Genomic DNA, 19,011 nt, shown 5'->3' with positions numbered 1-19,011 from the left:
TCATGACTGCTCTGCTGCTCGCGCTCGCGGCCGCGGTGTCGATCCTCGGCGTCTTCCACGGCGTCCGCCTCTACCGCGCCGACGTGAAACTCCCCTCCGACCTGGCCCTCGCCCTGGAAGTCGGCGCCACCCGCACGACGGCGGTCGGCTCCGCCGTCGACCGGATGGGCATCAGGTGGGCGCCGCTGGTGCTGCGCCTGATGGGCCCGAACCGGGTGGCGCGCAAACGCCGCCAGATCGACATGGCGGGCAACCCGGCCGGCCTGACCATCGACCGCTACGCGGCCCGCCGTGCGGTCTACGGCTTCCTGGGCGCCCTCGGCGCCTTCGCGATGCTGATCAACGGCCGGCTCGTACCGGCGCTGCTGATGGTGGCCTTCGGCCTGTTCTGGATCGAGGTCGGCCTGTGGTCGGCGATCCGGGTCCGCCGCGACCACATCGAGCGGACGCTGCCCGACTTCCTCGACGTGCTGGCGGTGGTGGTGAGCGCGGGGCTCGGCTTCCGGCAGGCGCTGGAGCGGGTGGCCGGCAAGTACGAGGGCCCGTGGTCGGACGAGATCCGCATCACGCTCCAGCAGATGGACATGGGCGTCAGCCGCCGCCAGGCCTTCGACGAGCTGCGGCGGCGCAACGACTCCGAGCAGGTGGCCCAGTTCGTCACCGCGCTCCAGCAGGGCGAGGAGCTGGGCTCCCCGATCGTGGAGACACTGATCGCCATCGCGGAGGACATGCGCCGTACGGACGCCCAGAACGCGCGGCGGCGGGCGGCCCGGGCCGTGCCGAAAGCCACCTTCGCGGTCACCATGTTCATGCTGCCGGGGACGCTGATCCTGCTGGTGTGCGGGTTCGTGTACGGCGCGAACGTCGACTTCGGCGCGATGCTCGGAGGCGGATGAGCCATGGCGGTACTGGACATCGCGGCCGGGGCGTTCGGCCGGCACCGGTCGGAGACGGCGACGGCCGTGCGGGCCGGGGCGGCCGCGGCGACGGCGACGGCCACGGGGGCCGGGGGAGCGGCGGAGGCTCCGGCTCCGGCCCTTCAGGCGGGGGCGCTCCAGGCGCTGTGCCGCCAGGTCTTCGCCTTCCGGATGGTGATGATCGGCCTGGGGGCGCCACTGGCCCTGGGGCGCACGGCCCCCAGTGGCCCGACGTACCTCGTCGGCGGCGCGATCCTGCTCACCTTCATGCTCTCGTACGTCCTGTTCCGCGACTGGGAGCGGTTCGGGCCGCTGCTGCTGCGCCACCGGTGGCTGCTGGCGGCCGACATGGCGTTCAACGCCCTGCTCCTGGCCACGGCCACCCCCGAGTCCCCGCTCGGCTTCGTCTCCCTGTGCACCCCGCTGCTGGCCGGACTGGTCTACGGCTGGCGGGGCTCGGCGGTCTACGCGGCCCTGCAGGCGGCCCTGGTGGCGGCGTCGGGCGGTGCCTTGTCCCTGGCCGGCCTCTGCCTTCTGGCGGGCGCGGCCGGTTCCTGCCTGCGGGACCTGCTGTTCCGCTTCGGGGCGGCGAGCCGGGCCCTCACCGAGACACGGGCCCGCCTGGCGGTGGCCGAGGCGGTCCGGGCCGAACGGGACCACCTGGCCCGCGAGATGCACGACTCGGTGGCGAAGACCCTGCACGGCCTGGCGCTGGCCGCGGACGCCCTCGCGCGGACGACGGAGCCTGAGGCCGTCCGCCGCCAGGCGGCATTCCTGGCGGGCGCGGCCCGCCTCGCGGTCGCGGAGTCCCGGGAGCTCCTGACCGACCTGCGGCGCGATGCGGACGCGCCGGGCGTCTCCCTGCTGGGCGAGCTGCGCGGGATGACCGCCCCCGGTGTGGAACTGCGCACGAGCGGAACCCTGCCGCCGGTCCCGGCCGCGGTGGCCCGCCACCTCTTGGCGGTGGCCTCGGAGGCCCTGGAGAACGCCCGCCGCCACGCCGGAGCCTCGGCCGTGACGGTCACGGCCGGGGTGGAGGGGGCCCACCTCACGCTCACCGTCGAGGACGACGGCCGCGGCCTGCCGGACACCGCCCCCGACCTCCCGGCCCTGCACCGCGCCGGCCGCTTCGGCCTGGTCGGCATGGCGGAGCGCGCGGCGGCCATCGGGGCCCGCCTGCGCATCGGCCCCCGCCCGGCCGGCCCCGGCACCGAGGTGCGTCTGGAGCTCCCGCTCGCGGCCCTGACCGGGGAGGAGGCCCCGTGATGCCGCTCCGCGTCCTGATCGCCGACGACAACCCGGTCGTCCGCGCCGGCCTCACGGCCCTCCTGGCCACCACCGGTACCGTCGAGGTCGTCGCCCAGGCGGCGGACGGCCGCGAGGCCCTCAGCCTGACCAGGCACCACGCCCCCGACGTGATCCTGCTGGACGTCCGCATGCCCGGCGTCGACGGCATCTCGGCCCTGCCGCACCTGGTCCAGCTGGCGCCGGTGCTGATGCTGACGTACAGCCAGGAGGCGCAGATAGTCCGCGAAGCCCTGCTCCTGGGCGCGGGCGGCTACCTGGTCCACGGCGAGTTCACGGCCGACGACCTGCTCCGAGCGGTCCACGACGTCCGCGAGGGCCGCGCCCACTTCACCCCGACGGCGGCCACGGCCCTCCTCGCGGAACTCCGCACCTCTTCGCAACCGCAACGAACTGTGGCACAGTCTTCTGAGCGGCTGCACAACTTGACTCTGTTCGGGCTGAGTTCGCGGGAGGTGGAGATCATGGATCTGATCGCGTCCGGGATGAGCAACCAGCAGATCGCGGCGGCGTGCTTCATCAGCGAGAAGACGGTCAAGAACCACATCAACCGCATCTTCGCGAAGCTCCAGAGCACCACCCGCAGCGAGGCCATAGCCCGATGGCTGGGAACCGCCCGTCCAGGGGTGACCGGCCATGGGTAGACGGAGTGCGCAGTGGGTCCGTAATTGGGCCCCGGGACCCTTGGTGATGACTCGTCACTCGCCGTACGGTCCGCAAACCAGCACCGTCACCGGCCCGGGAGGAAACCCCCATGCTGCAGAACACCCTGGCAAGGCTGCGGAACCGCCACACCCCCCGCCACACGGGGGACCGCGGCCAGACGGCCTTCGAATACCTCGGCATCATCCTGGTGGTGGTGGTCATCATCGGCGCCATCGTCGGCACGGGCATCGGCCAGACCATTACGGCGAAGATCACGAGCCAGATCGGCGCGATCACGGCCGGCAAGTGACAGGGAAAGACGCCCCAGGTGACCGAGGGCAGGCTTTCCCCGCCTACATCGTGGTCGTGGCGGGCCTGCTCTTTGCCGCCCTGGTCTTCTTCGTCGTCGGCATGGCCGGCATTACCCGTAGCAACGCGCAGGGAGCGGCTGATGCAGCGGCGCTGGCAGCAGCCGGTGAAGCAAGGGACGACCTGTTTCTCGGGCTCGACTTGCTTGACCTGAAGCCCTCGGACTGGGAAAAGGTCGTCGGCGGCGATCTGCTCAATGCGGACGGGGCTTGTGGGAGGGCCGCCGAGTTCGCCGCACTGAACGATGCCAGCGTTACCTGCTCGGCGCCCCTGCCTGAAGTCACTGTCGAAGTGACAACCAAACAAGCAGTCGGGAACTCGGTTGTCCCTGCCAGCGGGGACCTGCACGGCAGGGCCACGGCCACGGCCCGCATCGAACCGCGATGCTCGCTCCGCTCCGCCCCGATGCCTGCTCCGACACCTCCTCCGACGCCCACACCCACACCAACCCCGGCGCCGTCAGCCGAGGCGAGGAACGTGACCTTCGTGTGCAGCGGGAAGCCCTTCACGTTGGATCCGTCGAAGCCGGGCGGCTTGTCCCAACTGGCGAGGAAGCTGTTCACCGTACGACTGGTCGACTGACAATGAGCGAGAGACAAGGAACCTGCATAGATGAGCATTCGGCACACGGTGAAAGCCCGCGGGGGAGCGGCCGTAGCTTTTGCGGCGGTCCTCGCCCTTGCATTGGCCGGGTGCGGCGGTGGCGATGACGGTAAGTCGAAGGAGCCGCGGCAGTCGACTGCAGCCAGTGCCCAAGGTAGTGCTCCGCAGACGCCTGCGACCGGCGGCACTGCCAGTCCGACGCCGACGCAGGTGCTGGCCATGGCCAATGGCGAGGACGGCATGGTGATGACCATCAATGCGGCTGCCCGTGACGCGGGCGGATTCCTGACGATCAGCGGCCAGTTCAAGAACGGTGGCAGCGCGGACTACACGAAGACGCCTGCCTGGAGGGGCAACGAGCTCACTCAGAGCGGAACCTCGATCGCTGGAGTCACCGTGACCGACAAGGCAGGTAAGAAGAGGTACTACGTGCTGCGGGATACAGACGGCAGGTGCCTGTGCACCACGGGGATCGCGCTGATCGAGCATGGTGCCGTGGTTCCGTTCTTCGCGCAGTTCCCGGCACCGCCTGCGAGCACAACCGAGGTTGAGATCAGTCTGCCGACCTTCGCCACGGCGACCGTCAAAATCTCCGGGTGACCCCATGACACAACGCCACCGCACCACCGCTGCGACGGTAGTCGTCGGGCTCGTCATCGCCGGGGGTCACTTCCTCGGCGCGGGCAGCGCGTACGCCGACGACGTCAAGCCGTCCGTGCCGCCCGGCACCGAGCCCTCGGCCGCGGCGCCCGTGCCGATCGACTCCAATGCGCCCGGGCTGAAGATCCCCCAGGGGGGGACCCTGGCACCCGTCAAGGTGCTGGACATCGCCGAGGTCGTCGAAGACCTGGGCGGGGAGCAGCGGCGGCAGGAGACCAACCAGACGGTCATGATGGCGCTGCAGTCCGAGGTGCTGTTCCCCGAGAACAGCGCGGTCTTCAACGCGCAGGCCGCCGCACGGATACAGGCCATCGCCAACGAGATCAACACCCAGAAGGCCACTCGCATCCGGGTCTTCGGGTTCACCGACGACCAGGGCAGCTACGAGCACGGCAAGGAGCTGTCCAAGCAGCGCGCCGACGCCGTGCAGGCCGAGCTGGCCAAGACCGTGACCAACCCCGGTGTCATCTACGACGTCCGGGGTTACAGCGAGGACTACCCGATCGCCGACAACAGCACCGAGGAAGGCCGCAAGAAGAACCGCCGCGTCGAGATCACCTTCCCCCGCAGCGTCGGCAACTAGGCCCCGGCTCCGGTTTCCACCGCGGCGCCCGCCCCGGCCCCCGCCCCCGCCGCCGCCGTCAGGACGGACGCCGCCGCGCGGGCCCGGTGGGCCGGTTCGGGGCCGGGGGTGAGGGCGGCCACCGCCGTCGCGCCCTCGACCAGGATCAGCAACTGGTCCGCCAGGTCGGGCCGGTCCGGGCCGGCCAGGTCGGCCAGCAGGGTCCGCAGCTCCGCCTTGTGGCGGCGCACGACGTCCAGGACGCCGGCGGGGCCGGTGCCCAGCTCCCCGTAAACGTTCAGGAACGCGCAGCCCCGGAAGTCCGGCTCCGCGAACCACCCCGCCAGCCAGTCGAAGACGGCTCCGACCGGGTCGTCCGCGCCCGCCGCCACCGCCTCGCGCAGGCTGTTCATCCAGCGCCGGTCGCGCCGGTCCAGGTAGGCCGCGACCAGCGATTCCTTGGCCGGGAAGAGCGTGTAGAGCCGTTTGAGCGGGACGCCCGACTCCGTGCGGATGCGGTCCATGCCGACGGCCTGGATGCCCTCCGCGTAGAACAGCGCCTCCGCCGTGTCCAGCAGCCGGGTGCGGGCCTCTTCGTCGTCCATGCGGGGAGCGTAGCCCAGAACCGCTTGCGTAGAGAACGCTCGTTCTCTACGGTTCGAGAACGTTCGTTCTCTTCACCGAGCTTCGAGAGGTACCGCCATGGCCGTGCCCGTACGCCCGCCCCTGCCCCCCTTCACCGAGGAGTCCGCCACCGCGAAGGTGCAGGCGGCCGAGGATGCCTGGAACTCCCGCGACCCCGAACGCGTGGCCCTCGCGTACACCGAGGACTCCGTGTGGCGCAACCGCGACCGCTTCCTCACCGGCCGCGCCGAGATCCGGGAGTTCCTCGCGGAGAAGTGGGAGCGCGAACGCGACTACCGCCTGCGCAAGGAACTCTGGGCGTACACCGGCAACCGCATCTCCGTCCGCTTCGAGTACGAGTGGCACGACGACGCCGGGCAGTGGTGGCGCAGCCATGGCAACGAACAGTGGGAGTTCGACGACAACGGCCTGATGCGCCGCCGCGAGGCCAGCATCAACGACGTCCCCATCGCGGAATCCGAGCGCCGCCTCCACCGCCCCACCCCGTGAGGCGCCCTTCGTCGTGAGGCCTCTTCGTCCCTCAGGCTCTCGTCGCTCCCAGGCCGACCAGAGCACGCGTGACCAGGTCTGCCTGGTGGGTGGTGCCCAGGAGGTTGGGGTGGAGCAGGGTGCAGGCCTCGCCGGATGAAGGGATCGCCCGGCAGAGAACGGACGGCTCATCGCTCTGGCTTCCCGGGCCCGTCAGCTCGTCCTTGATGCCGTACATCCAGCGCTGCTCACCGCTCGCACACACTCCGTGCCCGGCGCTGGAGGTGTACGTGTCCACGTAGGCCGCGCCCGCCTTGCGGGCCTGCTCGCGCAGGACGGTGTTCACCCGCCGCTCCGTGCTGTCCAGCCATGGGAGGTCGCCCTTGGTGGCGGTGCCGAACTGCTGCCACGAGCCCCAGCGGCAGCCGGCACTGTCATCGACGAGGGCCGGATACCCGACCAGTGCGACCCTGGCCCGCGGTGCGCGGGCCCGGATGGCCTGCATGAGGGTCGCCAAGTCGGCCTCCAGCGAGGCGAATCTGCCGTTCAGGGCGGCGGCCCCCGCCCCCGTGGTGTAGTGCGAGGTGCACGGCTTGCCCATGCCGAAGGCGGCGACGCCCTGCGCGACGCACTGCTCCACGATCTCCTTGAAGCCGACCGAGTTGCCCCCGATGCCGACCGTGACCAGGTCGGTGGCGGCCGAAAGCGCGTTGATCTGGGCCGGTTTGGCGGGCCAACCGCCGGGTGGCGGCACCGAGGGCGGCCCGGTCATGTCGGTCTGCCGCTCCAGCAGGCCCGCTCTGACCTCGGCGGCGGAGCAGGTCACATCGGTGAGGCGCACCCGCAGCTGCCGTGCGGCCTGCTGCGGGTAGCTCAGGGCGGAGCGCCCGCAGCCGTCGTCCGTCGACCACGGTCGGACGAAGGCGCCCGAGCTGTACGAGTCCCCCATGGCGACCCAGTTGAGAGCCTCGGGCGGGGAAGCGGCCGCCGCGGGGCTCGATGCAGCCGTGGTGGAAGTGGCGACGGAGAGGGTGGCGAGTGTGGTCGCGGCGGCGAGCGCCAGCCGGGTACGGGTGGTGGACATGGCGGTGTCCTCTGGCTCGGGCGCCCGAGGCTCGTCCCCCACCGGCGCGTTTCACCAAAAGTAACCGGAGTCCTCACCGAGAGTAATCGCTCGATCGGGTGATCCCGACCCTCGTCCCCACTGCGATCGGGCCCGTCCCCGGCCGCAGTCCGCCCAGCGTCACCGTTCGTGGTGCGCCCGCGTGATCAGGTCGGTGGCGACCTCCAGCGCCGCCAGCCGGGTCTCCTCCGGGTCGCCCTCCACGTGCTGGAGGAACATCATCCCCGCGTGCAGCGTGAACAGGGCGCTGACGCAGCGCACCTGGTCCACCGTCGGGGCGCCCTCCGTGCGCAGCAGGTCGACCAGGGTGAAGAGCCGGCGCTTGACCGTCTCGCCGATGGTCAGCTCCCGCATCGTCGCCTGGTTCTCCTGCATGAAGCGGTACAGCGGGGCGCCCGCCACCATCGCCTCGCTGTAGCGCCGCAACACCTCGCGCTTCGTCTCCAGCGTCCGCGGCTGCCCCTTCGCCCACTCGATCAGCTCGTCGATGGGGCGCGTCAGGTCTTCGAAGACGCTGATGATGATGTCTTCCTTGCTCTTGAAGTGGTAGTACAGCGCCGCCTTCGTGACCTCCAGCCGCTCCGCGATCTCCCTCAGCGAGGTCTTCTCGTACCCCTGCTCGGCGAAGAGCTCCAGTGCGACGTCCTGGATGCGCTGACGCGTGTTGCCACGACGCGCCTGCGGACTGCTGCTGGACATGGCTCTCCCCAATTACTTACTTGACGCCCGGCTAGTGACGGGTCTACCTTCCCCAGTGTAGTGAACTAGCCGGGCGGCAAGTAAGTGCCCGGGAGCGGGTGCAACGGGGAGTGGACATGGTCGATATCACCAAGGCGGCGCAGACCTCGGAGGAGGTGAAGCCGCGCAGCGTCCGTGTGGTCCTCATGGCGCTCATGATCGCCATGCTGCTGGCCATGCTGGACAACATGATCATCGGTACGGCGATGCCCACCATCGTCGGCGAGCTCGGCGGGCTTGAGCACCTCTCCTGGGTGGTCACGGCGTACACGCTGGCCACCGCGGCCTCCACCCCCATCTGGGGCAAGATCGGCGACATGTACGGGCGGAAGGGCTCCTTCCTCACCTCCATCGTGATCTTCCTCATCGGCTCCGCCCTCAGCGGCATGGCCCAGGACATGGGCCAGCTGATCGGCTTCCGCGCCATCCAGGGCCTCGGTGCCGGCGGTCTGATGGTCGGCGTCATGGCGATCATCGGCGATCTGATCCCGCCCCGCGAACGCGGCAAGTACCAGGGCATGATGGCCGGCGTGATGGCCCTCGCCATGATCGGCGGCCCGTTGGTCGGCGGCACCATCACCGACCACATGGGCTGGCGCTGGTCCTTCTACATCAACCTCCCCCTGGGCGCCGTCGCCCTCGCGATGGTCACCGCCGTCCTCCACCTGCCGAAGAAGACAGGACAGGGGGAAGGGCGGAGGATCGACTACCTGGGCGCGGCCCTGCTGACCGTCGCCATCACCTCGACCGTGCTCGTCACCACCTGGGGCGGCACCGAGTACGCCTGGGGCTCCGGTGAGATCGTCGGCCTGATCATCCTCGGCCTGCTGTCGATCGCCGCGTTCCTCTTCGTCGAGACCAAGGCCGCCGAGCCGGTCATCCCGCTGCACATCTTCCGCAGCCGCAACTTCACGCTCATGTCGGTGATCGGCTTCCTCGTCGGCTTCGCGATGTTCGGCGGCGTGCTCTACCTGCCGCTGTTCCAGCAGGCGGTCCAGGGCGCCTCCGCCACCAACTCCGGCCTCCTGCTCCTGCCGATGCTGCTCTCGATGATGGTCGTCTCCCTGATCGCGGGCCGGGTCACCACCAGCAGCGGCAAGTACAAGATGTTCCCGATCATCGGCGGCGCGCTCATGGTCGTCGGCCTCTTCCTGCTCGCCCAGATGGACACCGGTACCAGCCGCCTGGTCTCGGGCGTCTACATGGCCGTCCTCGGCGCCGGGCTCGGCTTCCTGATGCAGATCACCATGCTCGTCGCGCAGAACAGCGTCGACATGAAGGACATGGGCGTCGCGTCCTCCTCGGCCACCCTCTTCCGTACGCTCGGCGGCTCCTTCGGCGTGGCCCTCATGGGTTCGCTGTTCACCAGCCGGGTCACGGAGACCATGGGCGAGCGCCTCGGCCCGGACGCGGCCGGCGCCGCGGGCTCCGCCCAGCTCGACGCGGCCAGCCTGGCGAAGCTGCCGGAAGCGGTCCGCGACGCCTATCAGCACGCGGTCGCCGCCGGTACGCACTCCGCGTTCCTGCTCGGCGCGTTCATCGCCGTACTGGGCTTCGCGGCGGCCTGGTTCGTCAAGGAGGTCCCGCTCCGGGGCGCGGGTCCGCAGGCCGGCGGCGCGGGCGCGGACAAGGCGGCCCAGGCTGCACAGGAGTCCATCTCGCACTGAGCGGGCGCGACCGGCCGGCGCGAGCGGCCAACAGAACGACCGGCCACCAGAACGACCGGCCGACAAAACCAGCGGCCCCGGCGGACGGCAATCGTCCGCCGGGGCCGCGGCATGTCCGGGAGTTGACGGCCGCTCAGGGTCCTCCGGCGAACTCGGGACCAAATCGGTGCGATCAAGGACCAAGGTCCTATTGCCTGAAATCCGGCAGAAATCGGTGGGAACCCTTCCACCTCGCCACACGTCCTGAACGGGAGAGTGATCGCGAAGGCGGAGGGGAGTGGACCGTCCATGGGCTTCATGGCGCGCACCGACCGGCAGGGCCTGCGGACCAGGATGGCCGTCGCGGCCTCGGCCGCCGCCGTGGCGGCGACGATAGGAGGAGTCACCACCCTGGTGGCGTCGGGCGGTCCCGCCCAGGGCGGCGCCGCGAGCGGCAGGCAGGTGTCACCGCCTCAGGGCGCCCCGGCGCAGCAGGATCCCGTACACGGCGGCGCCCCGCCGGAGGCACGCATACCCGACGGCATAGCCCACGCGTCGGAGAGCGGCGGCAGCGCCGTCAACATCACCATCGACGACGGCCCCGACCCTGCCTGGACCCCCCGGATACTCGACGTCCTGGGGAAGCACGACGTCAAGGCGACCTTCTGCATGGTCGGACCGCGGGCCGCGGCCCACCCCGACCTGGTCAAGCAGGTCGTGGCGGGCGGCCACCGGCTCTGCGACCACACCGTGGACCACGACACCGCCATGGCCAAGAAGCCGGCCGCCTACCAGGAGAAGCAGATCCTCGACGCGAAGAAGATGATCGAGGACGCGGCGGGCGGCGCGGCCGAGGTGGAGTACTACCGGGCCCCCGGGGGCGCGTTCACGCCCGACAGCCGCCGCACGGCCGCCGCGCACGGCATGCGTCCGCTCGGCTGGAACGTCGACACCAAGGACTTCCAGAAGCCCGGCGTCGCCGCCATCGTCAACACCGTCAAGAAGGAGCTGGGCAACGGCCCCACGGTCCTCTTCCACGACGGCGGCGGCAACCGCGGGCAGACCGTCGAAGCCCTCGACCAGGTCCTGTCCTGGCTGCGGGAGCAGGACCGGCCCACCGGATTCCCCGTCCGGACCACCCCGTAGGCCTCCACAGGTCGGTCGTCTGACACGCCGCCCGGCGGCGAACGGGTGAGGATCGACGCCCCGGCGCCGCCCGCGGTGTTCCCTGGTCGCACCCGCACCACCCGTACGACCGGCCAGGAGGCCTCCGTGATCGCGCCGAGCAAGCTGTCCGACCCCGCCGTCAGGGCTTTCGTCACCGCCGTCAACGCGCACGACCAGGCGGCCTTCACGCAGTTGCTGACAGCCGACGCGAGCATGTCCGACGACGGCTCCGACCGCGACCTCGCCGAGTGGACCGACAAGGAGATCTGGTCCTCCAACGGCCACATGGACGTCGTCTCCGAGTCCGACGGCGGCCACCGCCTCATCGTCGACTACCGCAACGACACCTGGGGCGAGATGCGCACCGCATGGCGGTTCACGGTCACCGGCGAGGGGCGCATCAGCCGCTTCGAGACCGGTCAGGCCTGAGCCGCCTCCCCGGCCGCCGCCCCCGCGCCCGGACCGCGCGCGATCCGCAGGACCGCCGCCGTCAGGGGCACGTTCTCCGGGGCCGCCCCGCCCGGGAAGCCGAAGCGGCGGCGCGTGTACCCGTAGGCGAGGCCGGTCGCCGGATCCGCCCAGCCCAGCCCGCCGGCCGCGCCGCTGTGCCCGAACGCCCGCGGGCCCACCGCGGGCTGCTGCTCGAAGCCCAGCCCGAAGTGGTCCGGCTCCGCGGTGACCCGGTCCTCGCCCGGGGTGTGCAGCCTCGCGAACTCGGCCGCCGTCTCCGGCTCCAGCAGCGGAGCCCGGCCGTCCACCTCGCCGATCGCCGCCGCGTACAGCCGGGCCACCCCGCGCGCCGTGCCGATGCCGCCGGCCGAGGCCGGGCCCAGCGCCTTCACCTTCGGGTGGTTGGCGTACACCACCAGGTCCATCGGCTGCTTCCCGTGTGCGTTGAAAGCCACCGGCAGCAGCTCCGGGACCTGCGCCCCGCCCGCCTGCGCGGCCGCCAGCTGCTCGGGCGTCGGGAGCATGTCCAGCACCGGCTTCCACCGCCCCTCCAGCGCGCTCGGCAGCCCCATGTAGAGATCCAGGCCGTACGGCGCCCGGATCCGCTCCTCGTACACCTGGGGCAGGGACCGGCCGGTCGCCCGCCGCACCAGCTCGCCGGTCAGCGCGCCGATCACGAAGGCGTGGTACCCGTACGCCGTCCCGGGCTCCCAGTACGGCTTCTGCCCGGCCAGCCGCGCCGCGATCAGCGCGTCGTCCGCGATCTCCTCGTAGTCGAAGCCCTCGGGGGTGCTGAGCAGGCCGGCCTGGTGGGACACCAGCTGGCGTACGGTCAGCCGCTCCTTGCCGCCGCCGGTGAACTCCGGCCAGTACGCCGACACCGGCCGCTCCAGGTCGAGTACGCCGTCCTGCACGAGCAGCGCCACCACCAGGTAGGCGGCGCCCTTGGTGATCGAGTAGACGCCGGTCAGCGTGTCGGCTCCGGTGTCCTCGCCCGCCCACAGGTCGACCACCCGACGGCCGTCGTGGTGCACCGCCAGCTGCGCCTCGGGGGAGTGCGCCTCCGCTGCGACGAAGGCCTCGAACTCCTCCCGTACGGACTCCCAGCCCGCTGCCACCGTGCCGTTCACCTTCGCGCCCATCGGGCCCCCTGTCGCCGTACTCCGTCGGTTCGGCACGCACAACGGGAGATGATCATGGAATATTCCGGTGCCGGCTCCCGTACGGGTGAAAGCCCGCCCGGTGTCGTTCCAGCCCGCGGGGGCTCCCGTTGGACCGGACATGAAGCGCACCCGCATTGCCGCTCTCGCCCTCGCCGCGTCCGCGGCGGCCCTCGCACCCGCCTTCGGCCAGGGCGCCGCCACCGCCGCCGAGGGGAGCTACCTCCAGGACCCGGCCGGCGGCGAGAAGACGATGAAGTCGCTGTGGACCAAGGACGAAATGCACAGGGTGGAGGGGCAGCTGCGCTTCTACCCCGGCATCCAGTACAAGACGGTCGCCCGCCACGGCCCCGCGGCCGCATCGGACTTCCCGCACCAGGCCCCCGACCCGAAGTCACTCGCCTGGCTGCCCTCGTTCGATTTCGGGTGGGCGGTGTCGGACTCGACCGTGGTGAAGAAGGCGGTGACCACCAAGGAGGGAACCCACCCGATCGTCGTGCACGCCGTCCTGCGTGCGGCGGACCGGGCCAAGGTGGTCGAGGTGCGCCAAGAGCTGAAGGACCAGTCCGCGACCGGACGCGCCAAGGTGCCCGGCGGCAAGCGGGTCGCCTGCGACACGGGTGAGTACACGGTGGAATGGTCGGTCACGCGCTCGGGCTACGGGACGCTGACGGGCTCGCTGCGCTGGGACTCCAGCTGCGAGCAGCACCGGACGGCCTTCGCGGCGGAGCACGGTCCGCAGTAGCGGTGAAGAGGGGCCCGCGGGCCGGCGAGGAGAAAGCCGGCGGGAGGGGGCCCCGGGGGAGAGGGGCCGGCCGCCCCTGCGCCTTGTGGGCACTCGGCGGGGCGACTGGACCGCGGCCTTGGATCAAGAGCCGTGGACCATCATGCCGCATGGGATGGGATGCGACGGGGGACGAAAGTCCCGTGTTCGATGGGCTGTTCGGCGGAGCGGGCGGTGTTCCGCGCGCCCGCTCAGTGCTTGCGTCCGGCCTCGTTCGCCTTCGAGGCGATGTCCTCCAGGACGCTCTTCGCGTCACCGTTCGGCTCCACCGCGCGGCCGATGTTGCGCTTGATGGTGTCGCTGACCGTCACCCACGAGGGGTCGTTCACCGGGTAGAGCTGCGCACCGCGCAGGGCGGTCAGGAACTGCGTGTCGGTGCTGTCGATGCCGCCGTCCAGGGTCCGGGAGGCGGAGACGGTGGAGGGCAGCAGGTGGTAGCGGCCTGCGAAGTCCGACATGTTCTTGTCCTGGTAGACGAAGTCCAGGAACTTGCCGATCTCCTTGCCCTTGTCGTTCTGCTTGAACGCCATCATCCAGTCGGCCACGCCCACGGTCGGCGGGATCTCCCCGGAGCCGAGCGAGTCCGCCACCGGCATGGACACCGTGCCCACGCTGATGCCCTTCGCGCGCGCCTCGTGGACGAGCGAGGGGTAGCCGTTGACCATGCCGACCTCGCCGCGTACGAACGCCGCGAACGCGTCGGCCCGGTTGAGCTGGGACGGCGTGACCGGTCCCGTCAGGCCGGGGGTCACCAGGTTGTCCTTGACCCAGCGGAAGGTCTGGATGTTCTGGTCGGAGGCCAGGCTGTAGTTGCCGCTGCTGTCGGCGTAGCCGCCGCCGTTGCTCAGCTCCCAGATCAGCGCCTCGGCGTGCGCCTCCTCCGGCCCCAGCGGGAGGGCGTACGGGAACTTCACGCCCTTGTCCTTGAGGGCCTTGGCGGCGGACTTCAGCTCGGACCAGGTCTTGGGCGGGTTGCTGATGCCCGCCTTCGTGAACAGGCTCTCGTTGTAGAAGAGGAGGCGGCTGCTCGCCACCCAGGGCAGGCCGTAGAGGGTGTTGCCGATGGAGCCGGCCTCGGCGAGCGGCTGGAGGAAGTTCGCCTCGGCGGTGATGGAGAGGAGTTCCTCCGCGGAATAGAGCTTTCCCTGCGCCGCGAAGTCGGAGTAGGAACCCATGAGGGCCATGTCCGGCGCGTTTCCGGCCTTGACCATGCGGGTGACCTCGCGGTCGATGTCGGCCCACGGCAGGAGCTGCACCTCGACCTTGATGCCGGGGTTGGCCTTGGTGAAATCAGCCGTCACCTTGTCCCAATAGGCCTTGGAGCTGGTGGCTTGGCTGTCGCCGTACTCCGCGGCCACCAGGCGCAACGTACCGCTGTCGCCTGCACCGTCGCCCGAACCGCTGCATCCGGCCAGTGGGATCAGCAGACCGAGTACGACCGCGGTCGCGGCCGTGCCGAAGATTCTTCGTCGCACGGGTGTATTCCCCTGAATTTCTTTTGAGTCCCGTTACTACTTATGAGTTGCTCCGGGCTGGGGTGTCCCTCCGTGGCCCGTTGGCCGGAATTCTCTCCTGAAGCGGGGCGATTGATTCCATTGGGTCGGTACTTGTGGTCAATGCTCCAAGTGCGGCATTTCCGGCTGGTGTTTTCCCCTAGCTGATCCACAAATCGGACGCGCGTAGACATGCTGAAACGCCCGTTTCACGCGGAGGTGCGCTCTGCGACGGGTGGGACGGTGCGAGGAGGGGGCCGGTACGGGTGCGGCGGGCTCTCAGGGCGTGAAGTCGCCCGCGTACGGATCGGGCTCGCCGGTCTCCGGGTTGCGGCCCTCCTGCCAGCGGCGCTGGGCCTTGCGCCAGTGGACGAAGCTGAGGTGGCCCCCGTCCCAGAAGGTGATGCTGACCGGGCTCACGTCGAACTCGTCCGAGCAGAGCCGGTAGAGGAACTCGGTCATGCCGTACGGATACACGGCGAAGGAGTCGGCGGTGTGCCGGCCGACCACCAGGACGGGCCAGCGGTCCGGATCGGGGTCGTTCGTGAGCCAGCAGAGGATGTCGGCTCCGCCGGTGACACCCCAGGCGATGATCGACTCGGGGTCCAGGTCGAAGGCGGCCCGGCCGCCCTCCGCCTCCCAGGTGAGGCGGGCGTTCTCGGTCTCCTCGGCCATCTCGGCGGGATCCCACTGGAGTCCGGGCTTGGGCAGCGGCAGCAGGATGCTGGCCTCGCCGTTGATGGAGCCCGCGCCGAAGCGGCCCATGAAGGCGACGTAGTCGGACGGGAAGCGGGTGCGCCAGACGGCCTCGGCGGCCTGCCAGTCGATGTCCTCGTCGGCGCCGTGCGTCGCCGGCATGATCTGCTCCAGCGCCTTGACCCGCGCGTTCTCCGTCATGCCGCTCCCCTGACACCCCAGCCCAACCGCCCCAACCTACCGCCGTGTCCGCGCACGGCCTAGCCGCGGCTGAGACGCTCCGGGCGGCCCGGCCCCGCGATGTGCAGGCGGGACCCGGTCCGCAGCCCCCACGCGGCCATGGCGCCCGCCTCCGCCTCCAGGACGTGCCGGGAGCGCAGCCGGGGCAGCCCGAGCCGGCCCGGGACCATGGTGGTCAGCGCGATCACCTCCAGCCGCCGGTCCAGGTACGCCACGTCGATCGCGAACCGCATCCGGAAGGTGTGCACGTTCCCGGCGGGCGTGAGCAGCAGGGCGCCGGTGATCCCGTCGCGCCCGAGCAGCCCGCGGGTCCGGGCCCGGTAGGAGGCGGCCACCTCCAGCGGGATCGCATCCCCGGTCCCGTCGACGCGCAGCACCGCCTCGCCGTCCCTCCACCCCTTGGCCATGCGGGCAGCGTAGGGCCATTGGGTCTCCGGGCCCATGCCGCCCGCGCCACCGCGGCCTACCGTCGGCGGATGGGCCTGGTCGTGATCATCCTTGCCGCGGGCTACGGCGTGGCCGCCGGGCTGCTGCTGCCGCGCGCCGCCTACCGGCTCTCCGTGGCGCCGGGGGAGCCCTGGCGGGAGCGGTGCCCGCGGGAGCACCCCCTCGCGGGCTGGCTCGGCCCGCCGCGCTGCCGCGCGGGCGGCGCCGGGGAGCGGCATGCGTACGGGCCCGGGGCCGCGCCGGTCGCGGCGCTCAGCGGCGCGGTGTGCGGGCTGCTCGGTGCCGCCGCCGGGGGGCGGCCCGAGGCGGTGGTGTTCGCCGGGGTGGCGCCCGTACTCGTCCTGCTCGGGCTGGTCGACCTCGCCGTGCACCGGCTGCCCGACGTCCTGACCCTGCCCCTGGCGGCCCTCACGGCCGCCGGCCTCGGGGCCGCCGCCCTGCTGCCCGGCGCCGCCGGGTCCTGGCGGCACGCCCTGACCGGCGGGGTCGCGCTCGCCGCCGCGTACCTGGTGCTGTTCCTGATCAACCCCGCCGGGATGGGCTTCGGCGACGTCAAGCTGGCGCTCGCCCTCGGGGTCACTCTTGGGTGGTACGGCTGGGGGGTATGGGCCGCGGGGGCCTTCCTCGGCTTCCTCTACGGGGCCCTGTACGGCCTCGGCCTTGTGCTGAAGGGCCCCGGAGGAGCGAAAAAGGGCTTCGCGTTCGGTCCGTTCATGGCGGCCGGAGCCCTCACCGGAGTGCTGCTGGGTGGTTTCGGAGCGTAATCATCGCGCGCCGATGCACGCAGCAGGCTTTACGAAGGGTTATGGTGGAACCCCCCCCTCGGGCCGGTCCGTATCCCCCCCACGGACCGGCCCGTTTTCCGTTTCGCCCCATCCCCTCCGGCGGCCGCGCAAAAACGCAGGTCAGCCGCGCTGGGCCCAGATGTTGGTGCCGGGGGTGGAGACGGCGAAGGAGTCGATCTCCTTCAGCTCCTCCTCCGACAGCGGCGCGCCGGCCAGGGCCGCGATGTTCTCCTCCAGCTGCGCCACGCTCGACGCGCCGATCAGCGCCGAGGTCATCCGCTCGTCGCGCAGCACCCAGCTGAGCGCCAGCTGCGCCAGCGACTGACCGCGCCGGGCCGCGATCTCGTTGAGCCCGTGCAGCCGCCGCCGCACGTCCTCCGAGAGCAGGTCCGGGTTCAGGGACTTGCCCTGGGCGGCCCGCGAGCCCTCCGGGATGCCCTGGAGGTACTTGCCGGTCAGCAGCCCCTGCGCGAGCGGGGCGAAGGAGATGCAGCCCATGCCGGCCTCCTCCAGGGTGTTCAGCAGCGCGTCCTCCTCCGTCCAGCGGTTGATCATGGAGTACGAGGGCTGGTGGATCAGCGGGCGCACCCCCGCCTCGCGCAGGATGCCCGCCGCCTCGGCCGTCTGCTCCGCGGTGTACGAGGAGATGCCCACGTAGAGCGCCTTGCCCTGCTGGACCGCGGACACGAGGGCGCCCATGGTCTCCTCCAGCGGGGTCTCCGGGTCGAAGCGGTGCGAGTAGAAGATGTCGACGTAGTCCACGCCCATCCGCTTCAGCGAGGCGTCGAGCGAGCTCATCAGGTACTTGCGGCTGCCCCACTCGCCGTACGGGCCCTCGTGCATGAGGTAGCCGGCCTTGGTGGAGATGATCAGCTGGTCCCGGTAGGACGCGAAGTCCTGCGCGAAGATCTTGCCGAAGTTGAGCTCGGCCGAGCCGGGCGGCGGGCCGTAGTTGTTCGCCAGGTCGAAGTGGGTCACGCCCAGGTCGAAGGCCCGGCGCAGAATGGCGCGCTGGGTCTCCAGGGACCTGTCGTCGCCGAAGTTGTGCCAGAGGCCGAGGGAGATGGCGGGGAGCTTGAGGCCGCTGCGTCCGGTGCGACGGTACTGCATGGAGTCGTACCGTGAGGGCTCTGCCCGATAGGGATTGTTATCAGTCACGTTGTCCTCCCTATCACGGACTTGTGACGTACCGAGTTGGGTACCCGATCCCGCCGCGCAGTAATGTGGCGGCCTCGGGGGTAGGGACCGCATTTCGCACGGGGGCATTGCACGGAGGGGCTGGAAGATCGTGAAGCTGCGCGACCTGGTGTACAGGCTCTACGCACGCCGGGTGGAAGGTCGCCTCGACCATGACGCGTCGCCCAAGCACATCGGCGTGATCCTGGACGGGAACCGGCGCTGGGCGAAGGCGTCCGGAGGTACGACGGAGCAGGGCCACCAGGCGGGGGCCGACAAGATCTCCGAGATGCTGGGCTGGTGCACCGAGACCGACGTCGAGGTCGTCACCCTGTGGATGCTGTCCACCGACAACCTGGACCGGCCGGAGGTCGAGCTCCGCCCGCTGCTCAACATCATCGAGAACACGGTCCGGGGCCTGGCCGCGGACGGCCGCTGGCGCGTCCACCACGTCGGCAACCTCGACATCCTCCCCGACCGGACGCAGTCCGTGCTCAAGGAGGCCGAGCAGGCCACGCACGACGTCGACGGCATACTGGTCAACGTCGCCGTCGGCTACGGAGGCCGCCAGGAGATCGCCGACGCCGTCCGCTCGCTGCTGCTGGAGCACGCGGAGAAGGGCACCTCCTTCGAGGAGCTCGCCAACATCCTGGACATCGACCACATCGCCGAGCACCTCTACACCCGCGGCCAGCCCGACCCGGACCTGGTGATCCGCACGAGCGGCGAACAGCGGCTGTCCGGATTCATGCTGTGGCAGAGCGCCCATTCCGAGTACTACTTCTGCGAGGTCTTCTGGCCGGCCTTCCGCAAGGTCGACTTCCTGCGGGCCCTGCGCGACTACGCCGCCCGCCACCGGCGCTACGGCACCTGAGGCCTGACGCCCCCTCGCACCCCCGGCCCGTACACGGCGCGCCCCGGACCTCCGTCCG

Annotated in this window: 22 protein-coding genes; 14 read left to right on the top strand and 8 right to left on the bottom strand. The window is 70.9% G+C overall.

Features of this window, described 5'->3' with window-relative positions:
- Positions 1–2 precede the first annotated feature (2 nt).
- The 7 genes from AB0B01_RS02265 (at position 3) to AB0B01_RS02235 (ending at position 5,082) form a co-directional block, all read left to right on the top strand.
- Positions 3–896 (top strand): DUF5936 domain-containing protein, encoded by an 894-nt coding sequence (locus tag AB0B01_RS02265; protein WP_361712079.1) that lies wholly within the window; start codon positions 3–5, stop codon positions 894–896.
- Between the two features lie 3 nt (positions 897–899).
- Positions 900–2,183, top strand: a complete 1,284-nt coding sequence (locus AB0B01_RS02260; protein ID WP_361712078.1) for an ATP-binding protein — start codon at positions 900–902, stop codon at positions 2,181–2,183.
- On the top strand, positions 2,183–2,866 hold the full coding sequence (locus tag AB0B01_RS02255; protein ID WP_361712077.1) for a response regulator transcription factor: 684 nt from the start codon (positions 2,183–2,185) through the stop codon (positions 2,864–2,866). The genes AB0B01_RS02260 and AB0B01_RS02255 overlap by 1 nt, the downstream gene beginning before the upstream one ends.
- Before the next feature lie 110 nt (positions 2,867–2,976).
- Complete coding sequence (locus AB0B01_RS02250) at positions 2,977–3,177, top strand: hypothetical protein (protein ID WP_361712076.1); 201 nt, start codon at positions 2,977–2,979, stop codon at positions 3,175–3,177.
- Complete coding sequence (locus tag AB0B01_RS02245; protein WP_361712075.1) at positions 3,174–3,818, top strand: pilus assembly protein TadG-related protein; 645 nt, start codon at positions 3,174–3,176, stop codon at positions 3,816–3,818. Before AB0B01_RS02250 ends, AB0B01_RS02245 begins: the two co-directional genes overlap by 4 nt.
- A 30-nt stretch (positions 3,819–3,848) precedes the next feature.
- Positions 3,849–4,439, top strand: a complete 591-nt coding sequence (locus AB0B01_RS02240) for a hypothetical protein (RefSeq protein WP_361712074.1) — start codon at positions 3,849–3,851, stop codon at positions 4,437–4,439.
- A gap of 4 nt (positions 4,440–4,443) precedes the next feature.
- Positions 4,444–5,082 carry an OmpA family protein gene (locus AB0B01_RS02235; protein ID WP_361712073.1) on the top strand — a complete coding sequence of 213 codons (639 nt, stop codon included), beginning with the start codon at positions 4,444–4,446 and terminating at the stop codon, positions 5,080–5,082.
- Here the strand turns inward: AB0B01_RS02235 and AB0B01_RS02230 are convergent.
- Positions 5,079–5,666 (bottom strand): helix-turn-helix domain-containing protein, encoded by a 588-nt coding sequence (locus AB0B01_RS02230; RefSeq protein ID WP_361712072.1) that lies wholly within the window; start codon positions 5,664–5,666, stop codon positions 5,079–5,081. The two genes, AB0B01_RS02235 and AB0B01_RS02230, sit on opposite strands and share 4 nt — an antisense overlap.
- A 103-nt stretch (positions 5,667–5,769) precedes the next feature.
- Here AB0B01_RS02230 and AB0B01_RS02225 point away from each other — a divergent pair, with 103 nt between their 5' ends.
- On the top strand, positions 5,770–6,195 hold the full coding sequence (locus AB0B01_RS02225) for a nuclear transport factor 2 family protein (protein WP_361712251.1): 426 nt from the start codon (positions 5,770–5,772) through the stop codon (positions 6,193–6,195).
- Positions 6,196–6,226: 31 nt separating this feature from the next.
- On the opposite strand, the gene AB0B01_RS02220 is transcribed toward AB0B01_RS02225, so the two are convergent.
- Complete coding sequence (locus AB0B01_RS02220; protein WP_361712071.1) at positions 6,227–7,258, bottom strand: SGNH/GDSL hydrolase family protein; 1,032 nt, start codon at positions 7,256–7,258, stop codon at positions 6,227–6,229.
- A gap of 159 nt (positions 7,259–7,417) precedes the next feature.
- A complete protein-coding gene (locus AB0B01_RS02215; RefSeq protein WP_361712070.1) occupies positions 7,418–7,996 on the bottom strand; it encodes a helix-turn-helix domain-containing protein in 579 nt (192 codons plus the stop codon).
- 116 nt (positions 7,997–8,112) lie between these two features.
- On the opposite strand from AB0B01_RS02215, the gene AB0B01_RS02210 reads away from it, so the two are divergent.
- From AB0B01_RS02210 to AB0B01_RS02200, 3 genes are all read left to right on the top strand, one after another.
- A complete protein-coding gene (locus AB0B01_RS02210; RefSeq protein WP_361712069.1) occupies positions 8,113–9,702 on the top strand; it encodes an MDR family MFS transporter in 1,590 nt (529 codons plus the stop codon).
- Positions 9,703–9,999: 297 nt separating this feature from the next.
- Positions 10,000–10,827, top strand: a complete 828-nt coding sequence (locus AB0B01_RS02205; RefSeq protein WP_361712068.1) for a polysaccharide deacetylase family protein — start codon at positions 10,000–10,002, stop codon at positions 10,825–10,827.
- A gap of 126 nt (positions 10,828–10,953) precedes the next feature.
- The gene (locus AB0B01_RS02200) at positions 10,954–11,277 is read left to right on the top strand and encodes a nuclear transport factor 2 family protein (RefSeq protein WP_361712249.1); all 324 of its coding nucleotides are present in this window, start codon (positions 10,954–10,956) and stop codon (positions 11,275–11,277) included.
- Here AB0B01_RS02200 and AB0B01_RS02195 read toward each other — a convergent pair.
- Positions 11,268–12,440, bottom strand: a complete 1,173-nt coding sequence (locus AB0B01_RS02195; protein WP_361712067.1) for a serine hydrolase domain-containing protein — start codon at positions 12,438–12,440, stop codon at positions 11,268–11,270. The two genes, AB0B01_RS02200 and AB0B01_RS02195, sit on opposite strands and share 10 nt — an antisense overlap.
- 139 nt (positions 12,441–12,579) lie before the next feature.
- Between AB0B01_RS02195 and AB0B01_RS02190 the strand changes: the two genes are divergently transcribed.
- Positions 12,580–13,203, top strand: a complete 624-nt coding sequence (locus AB0B01_RS02190; RefSeq protein WP_361712066.1) for a hypothetical protein — start codon at positions 12,580–12,582, stop codon at positions 13,201–13,203.
- 230 nt (positions 13,204–13,433) lie between these two features.
- Here the strand turns inward: AB0B01_RS02190 and AB0B01_RS02185 are convergent, their stop codons facing one another.
- The 3 genes from AB0B01_RS02185 to AB0B01_RS02175 all read right to left on the bottom strand — a co-directional run bounded on the left by AB0B01_RS02185 (position 13,434) and on the right by AB0B01_RS02175 (position 16,078).
- Complete coding sequence (locus AB0B01_RS02185) at positions 13,434–14,717, bottom strand: extracellular solute-binding protein (RefSeq protein WP_361712065.1); 1,284 nt, start codon at positions 14,715–14,717, stop codon at positions 13,434–13,436.
- Positions 14,718–15,014: 297 nt separating this feature from the next.
- Positions 15,015–15,632, bottom strand: a complete 618-nt coding sequence (locus AB0B01_RS02180) for an SMI1/KNR4 family protein (protein ID WP_361712064.1) — start codon at positions 15,630–15,632, stop codon at positions 15,015–15,017.
- 59 nt (positions 15,633–15,691) lie between these two features.
- Positions 15,692–16,078: a DUF192 domain-containing protein gene (locus tag AB0B01_RS02175; RefSeq protein WP_361712063.1), complete on the bottom strand. Its 387-nt coding sequence runs from the start codon at positions 16,076–16,078 to the stop codon at positions 15,692–15,694.
- Between the two features lie 69 nt (positions 16,079–16,147).
- Here AB0B01_RS02175 and AB0B01_RS02170 point away from each other — a divergent pair, with 69 nt between their 5' ends.
- Positions 16,148–16,882 carry an A24 family peptidase gene (locus AB0B01_RS02170; protein ID WP_361712062.1) on the top strand — a complete coding sequence of 245 codons (735 nt, stop codon included), beginning with the start codon at positions 16,148–16,150 and terminating at the stop codon, positions 16,880–16,882.
- Positions 16,883–17,023: 141 nt separating this feature from the next.
- On the opposite strand, the gene mgrA is transcribed toward AB0B01_RS02170, so the two are convergent.
- Complete coding sequence (gene mgrA, locus AB0B01_RS02165; protein ID WP_361712061.1) at positions 17,024–18,061, bottom strand: L-glyceraldehyde 3-phosphate reductase; 1,038 nt, start codon at positions 18,059–18,061, stop codon at positions 17,024–17,026.
- 130 nt (positions 18,062–18,191) lie between these two features.
- Between mgrA and AB0B01_RS02160 the strand changes: the two genes are divergently transcribed.
- Positions 18,192–18,953 carry an isoprenyl transferase gene (locus tag AB0B01_RS02160; RefSeq protein ID WP_361712060.1) on the top strand — a complete coding sequence of 254 codons (762 nt, stop codon included), beginning with the start codon at positions 18,192–18,194 and terminating at the stop codon, positions 18,951–18,953.
- Positions 18,954–19,011 lie beyond the last annotated feature (58 nt).

The sequence above is a fragment of the Streptomyces sp. NPDC044571 genome (assembly GCF_040647115.1).
Classification (GTDB): domain Bacteria; phylum Actinomycetota; class Actinomycetes; order Streptomycetales; family Streptomycetaceae; genus Streptomyces.
This window is presented reverse-complemented; position numbering and strand designations above follow the sequence as displayed.